This is a genomic window from Pseudoduganella guangdongensis (assembly GCF_009857475.1).
GTDB lineage: Bacteria > Pseudomonadota > Gammaproteobacteria > Burkholderiales > Burkholderiaceae_D > Rugamonas > Rugamonas guangdongensis.
The window spans coordinates 69,026-87,265 of sequence record NZ_WWCJ01000019.1 but is presented as its reverse complement, the minus strand read 5'-3'; the positions used below and the strand labels follow the sequence as shown (position 1 = coordinate 87,265).

Sequence of the window (18,240 nt, the reverse complement as noted above, 5' to 3'; positions counted from 1 at the left end):
CTTCAGGCGTAGCGCCGCATCAGGAATTCCGCCACGCAGGCCGGCTTGCTGCTGCCCTCGCACTCCACCGTCACCTCCCACAACAGCTGGTGGCCACCCGCCACCGGTTCGATGCTGCGCAAGGCCACCCGCCCGCGCACCCGGCTGCCGACCGGCACCGGCGCCGGGAAGCGCACCTTGTCCAGGCCATAGTTCAGGCCCATGCGCATGTCTTCCATATACACCGCGTCCTGCAGCAAGCCCGGCAGCAGGGATAAGGTCAGGAAGCCGTGCGCCACCGTGCCGCCAAAGGGCGACTCGGCGGCGGCGCGCACCGGGTCGGTGTGGATCCATTGCTGATCATTGGTGGCGGCGCCGAAGGCGTTGACGCGCTCCTGGGTGATATCGACCCAGTTGGAAACGCCGACTTCCTGGCCGACCAGGGCCTCAAGCTCGGCGATATTGCGCACCAGGCGCGGTTGCACTTGCATGCTACTTCCTTGACAAAAAAGATGCTTTGGAGTCTACAGCGCTTCGCACCTTCGCGCCAGCTCAGGACGTCCATAACGGGAGAGGAAAAGGGTCGCCGCGGATGGCCGATCCGCGGCGCAAACAAGGGATATTGCTTGAATTGTGCTCGACAGCAAAAGCTGCCGGGCCGGCGCAGGCCGACCCTTTCATATTATCAATTTTTTGCTATTCAGCACCCAAAAATCGCAGTTCGTCGCATTTCAGTGCCGAGCGCGCGGCGCTGCCACTACGATGGTCGCATTCCAACCTGCCGATAGAACAAGGACACCACCATGCGCGCCACGCCCCTCCTCCTCGCCGCTTTGATTTCCGCCAGCCTGGCCGGCTGCGTTGTCGTGGTCAGCGACCACAACGACTACGTCCAGGGCAACGGCACACCCGCCACCGAAACCCGCAGCATTGCCAGCGCCACCGCGCTGCGCATCGAGAACCGCTACGGCGTGGCGATGGATGTGGAAGTGAAAGTGGGCGGCGCGCCGTCGCTGGTGATCGAGGGCGACGCCAACCTGCTGCCGCTGGTGCGCACCGAGGTGCAGGGCGACACCCTGCGCGTGTACAGCGAAGAGCGCCTGCGCAGCAGCCAGCGCATCCGCGTGCGCTACACCGCGCCGCGCCTGACCGACCTGGAGGCTTCCGGCTCCGTCCACACCGACGTGCAAGGCCTGGCCGGCGGTCCGCTCCAGGTGCTGCACAACGGCTCCGGCCGGCTGGAGATGCGCGGCCAGGTGGACCGCCTCGACATCCGTCACGCCGGCTCCGGCCAGCTGTATGCCGACGGCCTGGAGAGCCGCAGCGCCAAGGTCACCATGTCCGGCTCCGGCCGCGTGAATATCGGCTCGGTGCGCGGCGACGCCCTGAGCGTCAGCGCCACCGGTTCCGGCGGCTTCTACGCACGCGGCATCGTGCGCACGCTCGACGTCCAGCTGACCGGCTCCGGCAGCGCCCAGTTGAGCGACCTGCGCAGCGACGAAGCCAACATCACCAGCAACGGCTCCGGCGCCGTGTACGCCTGGGTGCAGCACAAAGTCGACGCCCGCGCCAACGGCTCCGGCCGCATCGACGTCAGCGGCAACCCTGCCCAGCGCAACATCTTCGGCCGCAACGCCAGCATTCACTAAAAATGTCCACTTTTCTTCCTGACCCCAGGACGACCCCAGGACGGACATTTAGTCGATGGTGAGGGGCAGGTCGCGGCCGGTCTGGGCGGTGTTGCCGGCGAAGTCGGCGGCGTGGATGCGCAGGGTGTAGTCGCCGGGCGGAAGCTCGCTGACCTTCCATTTCCCGGGGATCGCTTCGCCTTGCGCGAGCTTGCTGTGCAGCGTGTAGGTGAACCTCGTGGCCTTGCTGCCGTAGACGGTGATGCCGCTGTCGGCGGAGTACACAACTTTGACGGCTTCGCGCTGCTTGGGCAGTTGGTCGTAGGTTTGCGTGATGCGCGCCTGCTCGTAGCCGGGCATGGGCGTGCCGTCCGCTTGCAGCAGCTGGTAGCCGAGCTTGTAGAGCCCCAGGCGGCGGCGCGCCAGGTTGCCGTCCATCTGGTCGAAGGCGTCCACCACCACACTGACTTCCCCCAGCGCGCGCGGAATGCGCAGGCGCTGGCCTTTCTTCGCCGGCAGGCGTTTGTCCTGCTGGTCGTAGATGGCGATGCCCTGGATCTGCGGCTGGATCGTGTCCTGCAAGCCGGGGAACGGTAGCGCCAGCGGGTTGACCACGCGGCCGCGGTCGTACAGGTCGAGGTGGACGTGGGCCATCTGGTTCACCACGCCGAGCTGGTCGCCGACTTCAAACCGGGTGCCGCGACGCACGCGCACCCGCTCCGGCTTGCCTTTGTCGTCCAGCAGCAGCTGGAAGCGCTGGTCGAGCGCCTGGTTCTTGCGGTCGCGGCCGACTTTCATGTGGATGTAGCTGGTGGTGCCGAGGTTGATACCCTCCGAGACCGTGCCAAACGCCCAGTTGGGCAGCGGGTCGCTGACCTTGGCCTTTTCCACCACGTGGACGGAGCTGCCGACGTCGGCTTGCACGTCGAGGCCGGCGTGGAAGTGGTGGCGGCTGTCGCCGTCGTAACTTCCCCTCACCTCGCCCATCAGGCCAACCACTTCGCGCGGCTGGTTTTGCGGCAGCACGGGCCAGGGCATGGGGCCATTGCTGCGCTGCGCCATCAGGCTGGCGCCGGCCGGCGCGGGCGCGACACTTGCGCTGGCGCGGACGGTGGCGGCGCTAGCGGCGGGTGCAATGCGGTGCAGGCGCTGGGCAGGCGCGTCGGCGACCAGCAGGCTGCCGTCCTTGGCCAGGGCCAGGCCGCGCGGGCCGTAGACCTGCGTGCTGCCGTCGATCCCGCTCGCCGGATCGGCGGGACGCGCGGCGTCGGGCAGCGCCGCGACCACGCCGTCCGGCGCCAGTTGCAGCAGGCGGCCGCGCGCGCCGGCGGCGACGTAGACGAAGCCGTCATGCGTGACCGCCAGCGCCATCGGGCGACGCAGCAGTGGTTCCTTCTCCAGCTCCGGCGCCACGGCCAAGGTCACCACCGAGCCATCGGCGCCAATGCGGCGTACCGCATCGTTGCGCGTGTCGGCGATGTAGACGCCGTCCTTGCCGACGGCGATGCCGCACGGCGTGTCGAACTGCGCCACATCCCAGGTGCCATCCGCCAAACCCGGACGGCCCGTGCCGGCCAGGGTGGTGACGCTGCCATCGGGCGCGATGCGGCGAATCCGGTCGTTATAGGTGTCGGCCACATACACCATGCCATCCCGATCAACCGCCACGCCCACCGGGCCGTTGAACTGGGCCTGGGCGCCCTGCCCGTCCATAAATCCGGCCACGCCGCTGCCGGCCACGGTCGTCACGCTGCCGTCCGGGGCGAGCTTGCGGATCACGTGGTTGCCGGTGTCGGCGATATACAGGTTGCCGCTGGCGTCGAGCGCCACGCCGGAAGGGGTATGGAATGATGCCGCCGTACCCACGCCATCGCGATAGCCCTCGGCCGCGCCGGCCAGCACGCGCAGGCTGCCATCCGGCGCCAGCACGGAAATCGTATTGCTGTCACCGCCTTGCGAGAAATAGATATTCCCTTTGCCATCGACGGCCACGCCATACGGATCAAGCAGCCCCGCCTCCACCAGCGTTTCCAGCCGCGCCGGCCAGGCCCGCTCGGTCGGCGCCGGGCCGCGTTTGACCGCGGCAGGCAGGCGCGATGCCGCGCCCTCCCCGCCGGGGGAAAAATAGAAGTAGCCGCCGGTACCGGCAATTGCCAGCACCGCTGCCGCAACAGTCGTGAGTTTGAGAGAGGTATGCACGGACTGGATTCTAACCGCTGGCGCGCAAAAAAAAACCCGCTCTGGGGAGAGCGGGCTGAATCTATCTTCCTTGGAGGAGAATAGAGGAGACAGGCGTAGTATGCTGCAGCGCGGTATATCCGTCTACTTTATTGTAGGAATACTAGATATAACCGCCAGCAATATCACTTATCCGCTACATACGGCAGCACACGGCTGGCCAGACGGGTATCGGTGCGCAGGATGCTCACCTCGTCCGCCAGGATGTGTACCGCCTCGTTCAGCAGCACGTCCTTGGCATTCTTGGCGGCCTTCTCGGCATCCAGTTCCGCCGCCAGCGAACGCTCGTCCGCCTGCAAGCCGTCGTCCGTGCGGGTCGCGCCGCGCACCTGGTTGGCCTGGCGCTGCGCCGCGCGCGGATTGGCCGGCTTGGCCGAAATCGCCTTGTTCAGGGCCTCTTTCGGGTCCGGCAGCAGGATCGGATCATCCGGCGACGGGCCGGCTGCCAGGCGCGCTTCGCGGATGCGGGCGCGGGCTTCCTGCTGGTCGCGTTCCTTGCGGCGCACGGTTTCGTTCAGCGACACCATATTGTCCTTGCGCTGCTTCTTCACATAGGCGATGTCGTCCAGCAGGTACTGGTAGTCCTTGTCCTTGGCCACGCGCGCCTCGTGTTTCTTGCCCAGCACCCCGACCAGCTCCTTCAGGTCGCCCGCCGGAATGTAGATGGCAGGCTTGATCTGGGTGTAAGGCAGCGCGTTGTCGTAGCTCGACTCGCCAAAACTTTCGGCATCGCTGGTGGAGGCCAGCTTGATGTCCGGCGTCACGCCGCGCAGCTGGGTAGTGCCGCCGTTGATGCGGAAGAACTGGGCGATGGTCATTTTCAGTTCGCCGTAGCGCAGCTTGCTGCTCAGGCCGGAACGCTCCGGATTGACCAGGGTCTGCACGGTGCCCTTGCCGAAGCTGGCTTCGCCGATCACCAGGCCACGGCCGTAATCCTGCAGCGCCGCCGCAAAGATTTCGGAGGCCGACGCCGAGCTGCGGTTGATCAGCACACCCACCGGGCCGTCCCACACCAGGCCCGGCACGCCGTCGGACTCCACTTCCACCTGGCCGGAAGCAGCGCGCTGCTGCACTACCGGACCACGATCGATGAACAGGCCGGTCAACTCCACCGCCTCGGTCAGCGAGCCGCCGCCGTTGTTGCGCAGGTCGATCAGGACGTTGTCCACCTTGTCCTTCTTCAGCTCCTGCAGCAGGCGGGCCACGTCGCGCGTGGCGCTCTTGTAGTCCTTGTCGCCCTTGCGGCGCGCATCCCAATCCTGGTAGAAGGTCGGCAGCGAAATCACGCCGATTCGGCGTTTCACCGCGCCATCCTTCACTTCCATGATGGTTTTCTTGGCGGACTGCTCTTCCATGCTGATTTTCTTGCGCACCAGCGACACCACGAACGGCTTGGCATCCGGCCCGGCTTCGCCGGACAGTACCTGCAGCTTCACGGTGGAGTCTTTCGGGCCGCGGATCTGCTGCACCACATCGTCGATGCGCCAGCCCAGCAGGTCGGTGAACTTGTCGCTATCGGCCTGCGCCACGCCGATGATGCGGTCGCCCACTTTCAGCTTGTTGGACAAGCCGGCCGGGCTGCCCGGCACGATCTCGCGGATCACCGTGTATTCATCGCGGCTTTGCAGCACCGCGCCAATGCCTTCCAGCGACAGGCGCATGGCAATGTCGAAGTTCTCGGCGGCGCGCGGGCCCAGGTAGTTGGTATGCGGCTCGATCGACATGGCGTAGGCGTTCATGAAGATCTGGAACACATCCTCGCTATTCAGCTTGCGCGCGCGGGCCAGGTAGTTTTCATAGCGCTTATCCAGCGTTTCGCGGATCGCCTTTTCTTCCTTGCCAGCCAGCTTCAGGCGCAGCCAGTCGTTCTTGACGCGCTTGCGCCACAGGTCTTTCACTTCCGCTTCGTTCTTCGGCCATTCGGCTTTTTCGCGGTCGAGCGTAAAGCTCTCATCCGCGGAGAAATCGAATTTGCCCTTCAACAGCTCGCGCGCATAGGCGAAGCGCTCGTTGAAACGCTGCTGGTACAGGTTATAGATGGCGAATGGCGCCTGCAGGTTCTCGCCGCTGATCGCGTCGTCCATGCGAGTCTTCTCTTTGTCGAAGAAGTCCACATCGGCCTGGGTGAAGAACAGCTTTTCGCCATCGAGCGATTTGAAATAGCGGTCGAAGATCTTCTCCGACATCGCGTCGTCCAGCGGCATCGCCTTATAGTGGTAGCGCGACAGCATGTGGCTGGCCCAAAGGGCGGCCTGGGTTTGCTGCGCTGCAGGCTTGACTGGGACGTCTGCAGCCTTATCCGCCTGGGCGGCACTCGCAAATGCGGTGACCAGGGCCAGGGACATGGTGGCCAACAGGGTGTGCTTCTTCATCGGCTTGCTCCGAACGTAGGTGATTCTTAAAGAATAGTACTAAACCCATTCTACAGGATAGGACAACCTTCTGGAGAGGGGGTAGGAGCGAGTGTGCTGCCCCTGGCTTAAGCCAGCCTGAAGCGTGTTCAAAGCTGCAAGCTTAATGCTAAGTCATTGAATCTAATGAGAAAGATAGAAGAATGGGCTGGACTTTCCGTGTAGAAAGAGATATGATGTCCGATCCCCAACAAGAATAGCCCCCCACTATGTCCACTCGCACGCCCCCTACGCGTCATTGGAGTGTCGGCGCCAAGATTGCCGCCTTCACCTTCGTCCTCGTCAGCGCCCTGCTCGCCATGCTGATCGCCTTCATCAACTGGAACAGCAGCGCCATGCTGGAACAGCGCGCCCGCGACCAGGTCGCAGCGGACCTGACCGGCGTGTCGAACATGCTGGACGTATTCAACGACGCCATGGTGAACGATGCCGCCAACTATGCGCGCCAGTTCGCGCACCATGTTCCCGGCCCGTTCGCGCTGGACGGCGGCCAGTTGAGCGCCGCCGGCAAGCTGGTGAACAATGACTTCGGCATCCCGGACGGTTTCACCACCCAAACCGGAGCCATCGCCACCATCTTCGCCATCGAGGGCGAAGAGTTCGTGCGCGTGACCACCTCGGTCAAGAAAGAAAACGGCGAGCGCGCCATCGGCACCCAGCTCGATCACGCCAACCCAAGCTATGCCAAACTACGCGCCGGCCAGCCCTACACCGGCCTGGCGCAACTGTTCGGCAAGCCTTACATCACCCAATACGACCCGGTGAAAGATGCCTCGGGCAAGGTTGTCGGCGCACTGTTCATCGGCATCGACATCAGCAAGAACATCGCTTCGCTGAAAGAAAAGATCAAGGGCATCCGCATTGGTGAAAGCGGCTATGTCTACGTGCTCAATGCGGCGCCAGGCAAAGACCTGGGCAAGCTGCTGGTCCACCCGGAACAGGAAGGCGCGTCCATGCTGGAGACCAAGGACAGCAACGGCAAGACCTTTATCCGCGAGATGCTGGAACAGAAGAACGGCGAAATCCGCTATATGTGGGCGGACGCCGGCAGCAAGGAATCCGCGCGCGAAAAGCTGCTGGTGTTCCGCCATTTCGAAGACTGGAAATGGGTCGTGGCAGGCGGCACCTACGTGCATGAAATCACACGCGACGCCGTCAACGCCCGCAACCGCTATGCCCTGTGCGGCGCCGTTGCCCTGGTGGCCTTTGCCGCCAGCCTGTTGCTGCTGGTGCGCGTGATCGTGACGCGTCCCCTGGCCGCCGTGCAGGACGCCGCCGGCCGCATTGCCAGCGGCGACCTGACCGTGAGCCTGCAGGTCAACAGCGGCGACGAGATCGGCAAGGTGCTGGGCGCCATGAACGGCATCAGCCAGCGCCTGGCCGCCGTGGTGGGCGGGGTGCGCGAAGGCGCCGACCAGATTGCCACGGCCTCCTCCGAAATTGCCGCCGGCAACCAGGACCTGTCGGCGCGCACCGAGCAGCAAGCCTCCAGCCTGGAGGAAACCGCGGCCTCGATGGAGGAACTGACGTCCACCGTGCGCCAGAATGCCGACAATGCACGCCAGGCCAATACGCTGGTGCGCGACGCATCTGAAATCGCCGCGCGCGGCGGCGCCCAGGTGGCGCAGGTGGTGGAAAAGATGGGCGCCATCAACGACGCATCGCGCAAGATCGAAGACATTATCAGCGTGATCGACGGCATCGCCTTCCAGACCAATATCCTGGCGCTGAACGCGGCGGTCGAAGCGGCTCGCGCCGGTGAGCAGGGCCGTGGCTTTGCAGTGGTGGCCACCGAGGTGCGCAACCTGGCCCAGCGCAGCGCCGCCGCAGCGCACGAAATCAAAGGCCTGATCGCCAACTCCACCGGCGAGGTGGAAGCCGGCGCCAAATTGGTCGAGCAAGCCGGTGCGACCATGGAGGAAGTGGTGCACAGCGTGCGCCGCGTGACCGATATCATGGGCGCGATTACCTCCGCCAGCGAAGAGCAGCGCGCCGGCATCGACCAGGTGAACCAGGCGATTGGACAGATGGACCAGGTGACGCAGCAAAACGCCGCGCTGGTGGAAGAAGCGGCAGCCGCATCGGCCGCCATGCAGGATCAGGCCGAGGCGCTGGTGCGCGAGGTGCGCACCTTCAAATTGCCGGCCAGCGCCAAGGGTATTGCGTCCACGCGTACCACCCTGCGCCTGCAATAAGCAGCAAAGGCCAGGAACGCAGGGCCAGCTTCCAGTCTGCCGCCGAAGGCCAGCAGGCCAGGAATTGCGGCGCGATCAGGAAGGCCAGGCCCGCGTCCAGCGGCGTGAAATGCCAGCCGGGGCGCGTGCGCAGCACGGCGATCCACCATGGCAGCAGCACCAAAGCCAGTGGCGCCAGCGCGGTCGGCGCCGCGTTGTACCAGCGCGCGTTGGCCAGCTTGACCTCGCCCAGCGTCCAGCCTTTGGCCGCGCGGCGCGGGATGATGGAGAGCGAGGCGGGCCGCGCCAGCGTCACCAGTCCCACCATAAAATGCGCCAGCTCATGGCACAGCGTGCCCGGCAGGCGTAACAGCAGGAAGATGCTGTAGCGCTGCGCCAGCACCCAAATCACCGCCGCTAAAGCCAGCGACGGGGCCAGGTAAAAAGCCTTGTCCAATCAGCCGGTATAGAAGCAGCGGCCGCACGCCTGGCGATAGGCTTCGTTGCCGCCGATGCTGATCTGCTCACCATCGCGGATACGCTCGCCCTTCTCGTCCACGCGGATATTCATAGTGGCTTTTTTGCCGCAGGTGCAGATATTCTTGATTTCCTCGATATCGTCGGCCAAAGCCAGCAGGTAGGCCGAGCCGGGGAAAGGCTCGCCCCGGAAGTCGCTGCGCAAGCCGTAGCAAATCACCGGCACGCCCTTGACCTGGGCCAGCTGGTGCAGCTGCTTGACCTGCTCGGACGACAGGAACTGGGCCTCATCCACCAGCACGCAGGCCACTTTCTGCATATCCTGCAGGAAGCTGGTGCGGGCATCGAACAGCTCCACCTCGCGCTGCGGGCCCAGGCGCGATGTCACCTTGCCCACGCCGTAGCGGTCGTCGATGGCCGCCGTGAACAGGCGCACGATCAGGCCCTGCTCTTCATAGTTGTGGGCGACCTGCAGCATGGAGGTCGATTTGCCTGCGTTCATCGCAGAATAACGGAAGTAGAGTTTTGCCACAGTAAATGTCAAATAAAAGTCGCTGCGGGATTATACTGCTCCTGCCAGCATGCGCAATCCGCATAAGCTAGCGCGAAGAAATTCCTTCTTGGTTCAATCGGTGCGCCCCACAATGCGCGCTTTTCGCAAGGAGAGAGCATGCAGAACGACCGTCCTGCAGCGTTGTTTAGCCTGATCGGCAATACACCGCTGGCTGAAGTCACCCGCCTGGACACCGGCCCGTGCCGGCTGTTCCTCAAGCTGGAATCCCAAAACCCCGGCGGTTCGATCAAGGACCGCATCGGCCTGTCCATCATCGAAGCCGCCGAGCGCGAGGGCCGCCTCAAGCCGGGCGGCACCATTGTCGAAGCCACGGCCGGCAACACCGGCCTCGGCCTGGCCCTGGTCGGCGCCATCAAGGGTTACAAGGTACTGCTGGTGGTGCCGGACAAAATGGCCAATGAAAAGGTGCTGCACCTGAAAGCCCTGGGCGCCGACGTGCGCATGACCCGCTCCGACGTGGGCAAGGGCCACCCCGAGTACTACCAGGACTACGCGGCCCGCCTGGCCAGCGAGATCCCGGGCGCCTTCTTTGCCGACCAGTTCAACAACCAGGCCAACCCACTGGCGCACGAAACCACCACCGGCCCGGAAATCTGGGAACAGATGGCGCGCGAGGTCGATGCCATTGTGGTCGGCGTAGGCTCGTCCGGCACGCTCACCGGCCTGTCGCGCTACTTCCAGAAGGTGGCGCCGCACGTCAAGTTCATTCTGGCCGACCCGAAAGGCTCGATCCTCAAGGAATACGTGGACACCGGGGTGGTCTCCGACACCAGCGGTTCCTGGGCCGTGGAAGGCATTGGCGAGGACTTCATCCCCGCCATCGCCGAGATGGGCGCGATTGCCCAGGCCTACACCATTACCGACCAGGAAAGCTTCGACAGCGCGCGCGCCCTGCTGCGGGCCGAGGGTATCCTGGCCGGCTCCTCGACCGGCACCCTGCTGGCCGCCGCGCTGAAATACTGCCGCGAACAAACCACCCCGAAACGCGTGGTGACCTTTGTCTGCGATACCGGCACCCGCTACCTATCCAAGGTCTACAACGACAGCTGGATGTTCGACCAGGGCCTGCTCAAGCGCCAGAAGCTGGGCGACCTGCGCGACCTGATCGGCCGCCTGTACGAAAACGGCGACGTGATCAGCGTCTCCCCGGCCGACACCCTGCTGGTCGCTTTCAACCGCATGCGCGCCGCCGACCTGGCCCAGTTGCCGGTGATCGCGGACGGCAAACTGGTCGGCATCATCGACGAATCGGACATCCTGTTCCGGGTCGAAAACGACGTGGCCCAGTTCAAGGGCGAGGTGGGCGGCACCATGACCACCCGCATCGAGACCCTGTCGCCATCGGCCGGCATGCCCGCGCTTCGTGATACCCTCGACCGAGGATTGACCGCCATCGTCGCCGAAGGCGGAAAATTCTACGGCCTGATCACCCGCTACGACTTACTCAACCACTTGCGCAGGACCTTATCTTGAGCGAACCAAAGAACAAAGGCGGATTCAAATCCGCCCTGGCCACCCGCGTGATCCACGCCGGCCAGTCCCCCGACCCGACGACCGGCGCCATCATGCCGCCGATCTACGCCACCTCCACCTTCGTCCAGCAAAGCCCGGGCGTGCACAAAGGCCTGGACTACGGCCGTTCGCACAACCCGACACGCTGGGCGCTGGAGCGCTGCGTGGCCGACTTGGAAGGCGGCGCGCAAGCGTTTGCCTTCGCCTCCGGCCTGGCCGCCATTTCCACCGTGCTGGAACTGCTGGACGCCGGTTCGCACATCGTGGCCGGCGACGATATGTACGGCGGCACCTTCCGCCTGTTTGAGCGCGTGCGCCGCCGCAGCGCCGGCCATGAGTTCACCTATGTGGACCTGACCAACCCGGACAACCTGCTGCCCGCCCTGCGCCCGGAAACCAAGATGGTGTGGGTAGAGACGCCGACCAACCCGATGCTCAAGCTGGCCGACCTGGCGGCAATCTCGCGCATTTGCCGCGAGCGCGGCATCATCCTGGTGGCCGACAACACCTTCGCCAGCCCGATCGTGCAGCGCCCGCTGGAACTGGGCTTCGATATCGTGGTGCATTCGGCCACCAAATACCTGAACGGCCACTCGGACATCATCGGCGGCATCGCCGTGGTGGGCGGCGAGGAACGCCAGGCGGAATGGCGCGAGCAGCTGGCTTTCCTGCAGAATTCCGTGGGCGCGATTGCCGGCCCGTTCGACAGCTTCCTCGCCCTGCGCGGCGTGAAGACGCTGGCGATCCGCATGGAGCGCCATTGCAAGAGCGCGCTGGAACTGGCGCGCTGGCTAGAACGTGAGCCTAAGGTGAAAAAGGTCTTCTATCCCGGCCTGGAGTCGCATCCCCAGCACACGCTGGCCAAGGCGCAGATGGACGGCTTTGGCGGCATTATCTCGATCGACCTGGATACCGACCTGGCCGGCGCGCGCCGCTTCCTGGAACGCTGCGAAGTGTTCGCGCTGGCGGAAAGCCTGGGCGGCGTGGAATCGTTGATCGAGCACCCTGCCCTGATGACCCATGCATCCATTCCGGCGCCGCAGCGCGCCGCCCTGGGCATTGGCGATGGCCTGATCCGCCTGTCCGTTGGTATCGAAGATATCGAAGACTTGCGCCAGGACCTGCGCAATGCCCTTGACGCCATCTGACCGCAAGTGCAGCAACTGCGAGCGCCCCATGCGGGCGCTCGACCTGTCCGGCCACTACCAGCGGCGGGTGGAGATCGACACCTGCGCCCATTGCTGCCTGGTGTGGTTCGACGACACCGAATCGGTGCGCCTGGCCGGGCCGGGCATTGCCGAAATGGTGCGGGAAATCCACGGCGCCATGCAGGCCGGCGGCGAACATGCCCATGCCGTGTCGCTGGCGCGGGTGCAGACATGCCCGGTCTGCAAGGCCGCACTCAAGCCGGTCGCCAACCTGACGCGCTTCGGCCGTACCAGCCATCTACAGTGCCCGAACGGGCACGGCTACTATCAGACCTACATCCTGTACCTGGCTGAAAAGGGCTTTGTGCGGCCACTGGCCTGGTCCGATATCCGCACCATGCTGGCCGAGGGCAAGGAGATGTTTTGCGCCAGCTGCGGCTGCCCCCTGCCCGCGCGGCCGCATGAAGCTTGTCCGGCATGCCGATCCGCCGTTGGCATTATCGACCCATCGCGGCTCGCCAACGCCATCGCTCCCGAGGCCGCGCCTGTGCAACCGGCGCCCGCCATGGAACAGCACAAATGCCAAGCCTGCGGCGGCGCGCTCGCCCCCTCACGAGACATCCACTGCCCGCATTGCCAGGCCCCGGTGCGGCGCAATGATACAGCCGATGCGGTGGCCGCCGCCAATGCCGCCGTCAACGCTGCTGCGGAAGCGGCCAGCGCGCCAGCGGGCCAGCCAAGCCTGCAAAGCGCCAACCTGGCCGCCGCCCAATACGCCATGCAGGACTTTGCTCGCGAACGGCGCGAGCACCGCATGCAAAAAATGGAGATGCGGCTCGCCATCGGTCTGGTGCTGGCCGGTCTCGTCCTCGGCCTGTTTGTCCTGTTGCACCAGCCTTCCGAACGGAACGACATTTCAACGCAGGGGGCGCCGATAAAGTCCTTCAGCGCCCAGTTCCGCCAGCCCGCGATGGAATGCGACCCGCAAGCCGCCGTGCGACGCCAGGCGCGCGTGCGCCAATTGCTTGTGAGGCCGGAGAACGAGGACCTGGGTCCGGCCAGCGCCACGTTGGAAGCGATGCACGCGGCCTATGCACGCGCCACCACCCTGCGCCAGCAATGGGAGACCAGCGGAGCTTACGAACTGCTGGCGGAACAGGAAGGAAAGCCCGCCAGCGCCACGCAAGACACCCCTGCCGGCATGTTCCGGCGCGGCGAGGCAACGCCGGTGGTGGAACGGGCCGCCTTCTGCCTGCCGCTGAACGAGATCAGCCCGCCCTTGCTAGGCAACGAGGGCTTCCACCTTATCCAGGTAGTGGAAGCGCGCTAGTCGCCCGGGCGCCGCGCCGGGTCGCTGATATTGAACACGCGCCGCACCAGGCTTTCCAGCGCCACGAATACGCCCTCCACGCCGAAACCGGCGATGAAAGACAAAGCCGAGGTGCTGAGCGCCCAATTCCCCAACAAACCCACCTCGCGCCCGGTGGTCGCGCCGGACGGATTGACGAACAGGGCGATGCAGGCGCCGATGGTGGCGCCCAGCGCCAGCTGCAGCAATGCCAGCGTGTAGTCGCGCGGCGACAGCAGGCTTTCGCGCATCTTGGCCCACAGCCCGCGCACCACAGCCGCTCCGGCGCCGAGGATGCCGTAGCAGAGCGGCAGCAAAGCCGTGCCCACCACCAGCGTTACCACGCGCGCCTGCTCCTCCGTCCCGCGCCGCATGAAGCGCTCGCGCTCCGCCGGCGTGGCATAGGAAGGCACCGCACGGTCGTCCGTCACCTGGCCGAATACGCCGGCGACCTTGGCGTAGATGGTCCGCCATGGAATCAGCCAGTTGCCCAGGTTCATGTGGACCGCGCTGAACTGCTCGGCCAGCAACTGGGCCCGGGTGCACAGCTGGGCCTCTTCGGTATTGCGGTAGCGCGGCCGGCCCTGCGCGTCGGCCTCGCTGCAGAAGCGCACCGGCGGCGCGGTGGCGCTGGCCGCCAGCTTGATTTCGGCCTCCTCGATGGCTTTATACAAGGTCGCGTGCTGCGCCTGCAGCGAGTCCAGGTGCTGCAGCATGGCATTGCCGCCGGTGACGTGCCAGGACATGGCGCAAGTCAGCACCAGGCCAAGCACGAGCAGCACAACAATGCGGAACACGCGCCGGTTAAAGCGTTCCGCCGCTTTCACCAGGCCCGGGAAGGCGTAGCGCGCCAAGGTCAGGCGCGTTGGCTTGTCGGTGTGCGGCGGGCATTCGAACGGCGCGGCGTCCGGCGCGCCGCGCCGCAGCAGCGCATTGCGGACCCAGTTGCGCCAGTCGCGCTGATTCTCCTCGCCCACCACCAGCAGGGTGAAGGCGATGGTCAACCCGGTGGCCGGGCGCGCCGCCGCGTTCAGCTTGTCTTTCGCGCACAGCAGGCGCACCGCCTGCGCCACGCGCTGCTCGTCGTTGTCGGGCGGCGTCAGGCCGATCGCGCACAGCTGGTCGATATGCGGCTCGCCGTCGTCATGATTGTGGAAGTTGTACAGGCTCTTGTCCCAGCGTCCGGAGATGTGGTCAAGCAGCAGGAAGACTTCATTCAGCTCGCGCACGAAGATGAAGTCCTCGATCCGCCGGCAGGCAGCGCCGCCGTTTTCGTCGGATGGATTGGAAGACATGGCGCCTCCCCTCTTGGCAGGTTGTCACAGCATTGTGCGCCTGCGGGGATGGGGAGGACTTTGCGATATCTCAAACGCCGCGCTTATTCGCCCGGACGGTACTTGCGCTCCAGATTCTTCTCAATGTCTTCCTTGTAGAACAGCACGTCCTTGAACTCGCCGCGCGCATACATCTCGGCCTGGTCGTTGAAGTGCGGCGACGCCGGGTCGCCACTCTGCCCGCCGGCCAGGATGCTCTTGGCGCGGATGCGCGGGCCGAATTCGACGGCCGCCACAAAGCTGTTGCCGCGCTCGCCATAAATGCGCTTGGTGCGCTGCTGCGACGTCATGCCGTAGGCTGCCAGCGCGCCCCAGTTGCCGGATGCGAACGGCACCGGCAGGCTTGGTTTGCTATCGTCAAAGGGCTGCACGATATCGCCGGTCAGGCGCTGGAAACGGTTGATCTCGCCCCACGGCGTCTTCCAGTTGCCGAAGTCGGCGGACAGCTTGTTCGAGGCGCGCACCAGGGCCTCCAGGCGCTGCTTCGGCGTGACGCGGCTGGCCAGATAGTCGAGCACCTGCTCGCCCTTCTCCTTCGCCGCCCGGCCGTGCTGCTTGACCATCTCCTGCAGCCAGTAGATCGCCAGCGAGGTCGGCACCGAATTCACGGAATAGCGCATATCCCAATCGCGCAGCAGCGCGACCTGCTCGATCACGGCGGCCTTGGACTGGTCGCTGGCGGGCGCCTCGTCGTAAGCGCGCAGCAGCAGCGGCAGCAGCGGCTCGAAAGCGGTGAGTTGGCTGTCGTAGGCAGCCGCGATCAGGCTCTCGATGGTGAAGTCCTTCTTCCCTTGCAGCACGCGCACCGCGTGGATGCCGCGCGCATTCTCAGGGTTGACCGACATATAGGCCGGATAATCCTGCGGGCGCGGGCTGTAGGCGCCGGCTGCGGAATACGGCCAGTTATTGGTGTTCTGGATCCAGCCGTTCTTCGGATTGAACAGCTGGATGGTCTCGCGCACCGCGTGCAGACCCTTCCAGTCCGTCGCCGGGTCAGCGCCATCCACCGGTTTGGTGAAATCAAACCGCGCATCGCGCACCGGCATGAAGTTGCCGTGGAAGTAGGCGATATTGCCGTCCGCGTCCGCATACACCGTGTTATTTGACGAATTGGTGCGCAGCTCCATCGACTTGTAGAAAGCCGGATAATTGCGCGCCTTGGTGCGGATGAAGGACTGGGTCAGCGCCTTCAAAGGCTCGTTCATCATCGCCACCGACACCCATTTTCCGTCCTGCGCCCGCACCACCGGGCCACGATGGGTGAAATAGGCGGTGATGGTTTTTTCGGCCATGCTGCCGTCTGCCGCCTTGTATGGCAGGCGCACGTTCTCGGTGCGGAAAGCGCGCAGGTCCTTGCCGTATTGGTAGTAGAACTTGCCGTCCTTCTCCACCACGGTTTCCAGGTACTCGTCGATCACGTCGCCGCCGCCGGAGGTATGCATCCAGCCGATACGCTCATTAAAGCCCTGGTACACGAAGAACTGGCCCCAGGTCACCGCCCCGTAAGCGTTCAGGCCTTCCTGGCTGACCACATGGATCTCGGGACGGAAATAGAACGAAGTATGCGGGTTGATCATCAACAGAGCATTGCCGCTCTTGCTCAGGGCCGGGGCGATGGCAAAACCGTTCGAGCCGCGCGGCTCCTGGTCAAGATCGCTGCCGCCCAGCGCCAGCGCCGGCGCCGGGCGCTTGCTGTAGAAGGCCTTCAACTGGTCGACATTGACCGATTCGATATCGCCGCCGATGCTGCCTTCACTGAAACTAAGCGCCATCCAAGGCTCAAAACGGGTCAGCAAGCGGGGCTGCACTTGCGGATGCGTGTGCAGGTAGAAGTTCAGGCCATCGGCCCAGGCCACCATCAGGCGCTTGAGCCACTCGGGGCTGGCTTTGTACTGCGTCTTGAGCTGCTCCGGCGTGATGAAGAGCTTCATGCGCAAGTCCTGGTACAACGCCTTCTCGCCCTCCACCTCCGCCAGGCGGCCCATGGCGTTGATGAAATTAAGCTCGATGCGTTTGAAGTCATCCTCGGACTGGGCGTAAAGCATGCCGAACACCGCGTCGGCGTCGGTCTTGCCATAAATGTGCGGGATGCCCCATTTATCGCGCAGGATCGTCACGCGCTTGGCAACGGCCTGCAGGCGCAGCACCTCGGCAGGACTGAGCTGGCCGAGTGCCTGCGCCGCAGCGGGTGCCGCTATAGCGGCGGGAGCGAGACAGAACGCAGCCAGCGCGGCACCGAGTTTATGCATGTTTTACTGCTCCTCTACCAATTGGGCGAGACGGGCGCGCAGTTCCGCGTTTTCAGCGCGCAGCGCGGCATTCTTTTCCTTCAACTGCGAGATTTCCAGGCGCAGCACTTCGCTCTCGGTCAGAGGCGCCGGGTGCTGCGAGGCCTCGTAGCCGCCGCTATGGCCCATGTCGGCGTCTTCCTTCGGCGCCTTGGGCGGACGGTTGGCGGCGCGCTGCTCGCGGATTTCGCGCGCGGCCTGCTGCAGGAATTTACGGCCGCCGGCAACGGCGGTCTTCTGGTCCTCTTCCGGCAACGACGCCACGGTAGCGGCGGCGTTGATGGAAATGGTACCGGCGCGCACCGCATCGACCAGCTCCGGCGTGGCGCTGCGGGTGATTTTTTCGATCTGCCCCAGGGTATTGGCGCTCAGGCGCGCCGCGCGGGCGATGTCTTCACGCTTGGCCTTGACTTTTTGCGGCTGCGCCGGCTCTTCGCTTTCCGGCTCCGGCGGCGCAATGGCCGCGTCTTCCGCCTTGGCGCGCTCGATCTCCGCCTCCTGGCGTTTGGCCAGGATTTCCTGCTGGCGCAGGGCCAGCACGCCACGCTGGAAGTCCGACACACTGCGGCGGCCCAGGTGGTTGTCGATCATCCACAGCATCACGTCTTCCATGCTCTTGAAGCTCGTGTTCTGGGTGACTTTGAAAGGGATGCCGTGCTGCTGGCAGATCGAATAGCGGTTATGGCCATCGACCAGGATATCGTTCCACAGCACCAGCGCATCGCGGCAACCCTCGGCCAGCAGGCTGCGCTCCAGCGCCGTGCGCTCGGCCTCGGTCAAGGGTTCGATATAGTCCCGCAGGACGTCGTTAATCTGAATTTGCATGCTGGCTTTCCTGTATTTCTGCGACCAGCATGCTACAACATTCCACGCCGATTACAAGCGTTGTCAAATTAGCCACGACTGGAAGTTAACGAACAGTCATGTCATAATAGCGGGCTACACCCCATTGCCCCGGTGGTGAAATTGGTAGACACACCGGACTTAAAATCCGTTGCCTGCAAGGGCGTGCCGGTTCGATTCCGGCCCGGGGCACCAAAAAAAGCCAGGCTGTAACGCCACGCCGGTCCAGTTCGCACCCCTTCCATTATTCGACTTCATATTTGACCAGCTTGAGCTGTAGGGCGAA

Annotated in this window: 13 protein-coding genes and 1 tRNA gene; 6 read left to right on the top strand and 8 right to left on the bottom strand. The window is 64.6% G+C overall.

Going from position 1 to position 18,240, the window contains the following annotated elements:
* Positions 1-2: 2 nt before the first annotated feature.
* Positions 3-470: a MaoC family dehydratase gene (locus GTP41_RS21600; protein ID WP_161027651.1), complete on the bottom strand. Its 468-nt coding sequence runs from the start codon at positions 468-470 to the stop codon at positions 3-5.
* 312 nt (positions 471-782) lie between these two features.
* Between GTP41_RS21600 and GTP41_RS21595 the strand changes: the two genes are divergently transcribed.
* On the top strand, positions 783-1,628 hold the full coding sequence (locus GTP41_RS21595) for a head GIN domain-containing protein (protein ID WP_161027650.1): 846 nt from the start codon (positions 783-785) through the stop codon (positions 1,626-1,628).
* Positions 1,629-1,676: 48 nt separating this feature from the next.
* On the opposite strand, the gene GTP41_RS21590 is transcribed toward GTP41_RS21595, so the two are convergent.
* A complete protein-coding gene (locus GTP41_RS21590; protein WP_161027649.1) occupies positions 1,677-3,806 on the bottom strand; it encodes an NHL repeat-containing protein in 2,130 nt (709 codons plus the stop codon).
* Between the two features lie 164 nt (positions 3,807-3,970).
* Positions 3,971-6,217, bottom strand: coding sequence for a carboxy terminal-processing peptidase (locus tag GTP41_RS21585; protein ID WP_161027648.1), 2,247 nt, complete (start codon positions 6,215-6,217; stop codon positions 3,971-3,973).
* Between the two features lie 248 nt (positions 6,218-6,465).
* Between GTP41_RS21585 and GTP41_RS21580 the strand changes: the two genes are divergently transcribed.
* Positions 6,466-8,451, top strand: a complete 1,986-nt coding sequence (locus tag GTP41_RS21580; RefSeq protein WP_229503000.1) for a methyl-accepting chemotaxis protein — start codon at positions 6,466-6,468, stop codon at positions 8,449-8,451.
* On the opposite strand, the gene GTP41_RS21575 is transcribed toward GTP41_RS21580, so the two are convergent.
* On the bottom strand, positions 8,390-8,887 hold the full coding sequence (locus GTP41_RS21575) for a hypothetical protein (protein WP_161027647.1): 498 nt from the start codon (positions 8,885-8,887) through the stop codon (positions 8,390-8,392). The two genes, GTP41_RS21580 and GTP41_RS21575, sit on opposite strands and share 62 nt — an antisense overlap.
* Positions 8,888-9,439 carry a thymidine kinase gene (locus GTP41_RS21570; protein WP_161027646.1) on the bottom strand — a complete coding sequence of 184 codons (552 nt, stop codon included), beginning with the start codon at positions 9,437-9,439 and terminating at the stop codon, positions 8,888-8,890.
* 138 nt (positions 9,440-9,577) lie between these two features.
* Here GTP41_RS21570 and GTP41_RS21565 point away from each other — a divergent pair, with 138 nt between their 5' ends.
* Genes GTP41_RS21565 through GTP41_RS21555 form a run of 3 tightly spaced genes read left to right on the top strand, consistent with a single transcriptional unit; the run spans position 9,578 to position 13,471 of the window.
* Positions 9,578-10,954 (top strand): pyridoxal-phosphate dependent enzyme, encoded by a 1,377-nt coding sequence (locus GTP41_RS21565; RefSeq protein ID WP_161027645.1) that lies wholly within the window; start codon positions 9,578-9,580, stop codon positions 10,952-10,954.
* Positions 10,951-12,141, top strand: coding sequence for a trans-sulfuration enzyme family protein (locus GTP41_RS21560; protein WP_161027644.1), 1,191 nt, complete (start codon positions 10,951-10,953; stop codon positions 12,139-12,141). Before GTP41_RS21565 ends, GTP41_RS21560 begins: the two co-directional genes overlap by 4 nt.
* The gene (locus GTP41_RS21555) at positions 12,122-13,471 is read left to right on the top strand and encodes a peptidylprolyl isomerase (protein WP_161027643.1); all 1,350 of its coding nucleotides are present in this window, start codon (positions 12,122-12,124) and stop codon (positions 13,469-13,471) included. The genes GTP41_RS21560 and GTP41_RS21555 overlap by 20 nt, the downstream gene beginning before the upstream one ends.
* On the opposite strand, the gene GTP41_RS21550 is transcribed toward GTP41_RS21555, so the two are convergent.
* From GTP41_RS21550 to GTP41_RS21540, 3 genes are all read right to left on the bottom strand, one after another.
* Entirely contained in the window at positions 13,468-14,784 is a 1,317-nt protein-coding gene (locus tag GTP41_RS21550) for a hypothetical protein (protein ID WP_161027642.1), read from the bottom strand. The two genes, GTP41_RS21555 and GTP41_RS21550, sit on opposite strands and share 4 nt — an antisense overlap.
* A gap of 83 nt (positions 14,785-14,867) precedes the next feature.
* On the bottom strand, positions 14,868-17,072 hold the full coding sequence (locus GTP41_RS21545) for an acylase (RefSeq protein WP_161027641.1): 2,205 nt from the start codon (positions 17,070-17,072) through the stop codon (positions 14,868-14,870).
* Positions 17,073-17,075: 3 nt separating this feature from the next.
* A complete protein-coding gene (locus GTP41_RS21540) occupies positions 17,076-17,936 on the bottom strand; it encodes a hypothetical protein (RefSeq protein ID WP_161027640.1) in 861 nt (286 codons plus the stop codon).
* 126 nt (positions 17,937-18,062) lie between these two features.
* Here GTP41_RS21540 and GTP41_RS21535 point away from each other — a divergent pair.
* Positions 18,063-18,149, top strand: a tRNA-Leu gene (locus tag GTP41_RS21535).
* The last annotated feature ends 91 nt before the right edge of the window (positions 18,150-18,240 follow it).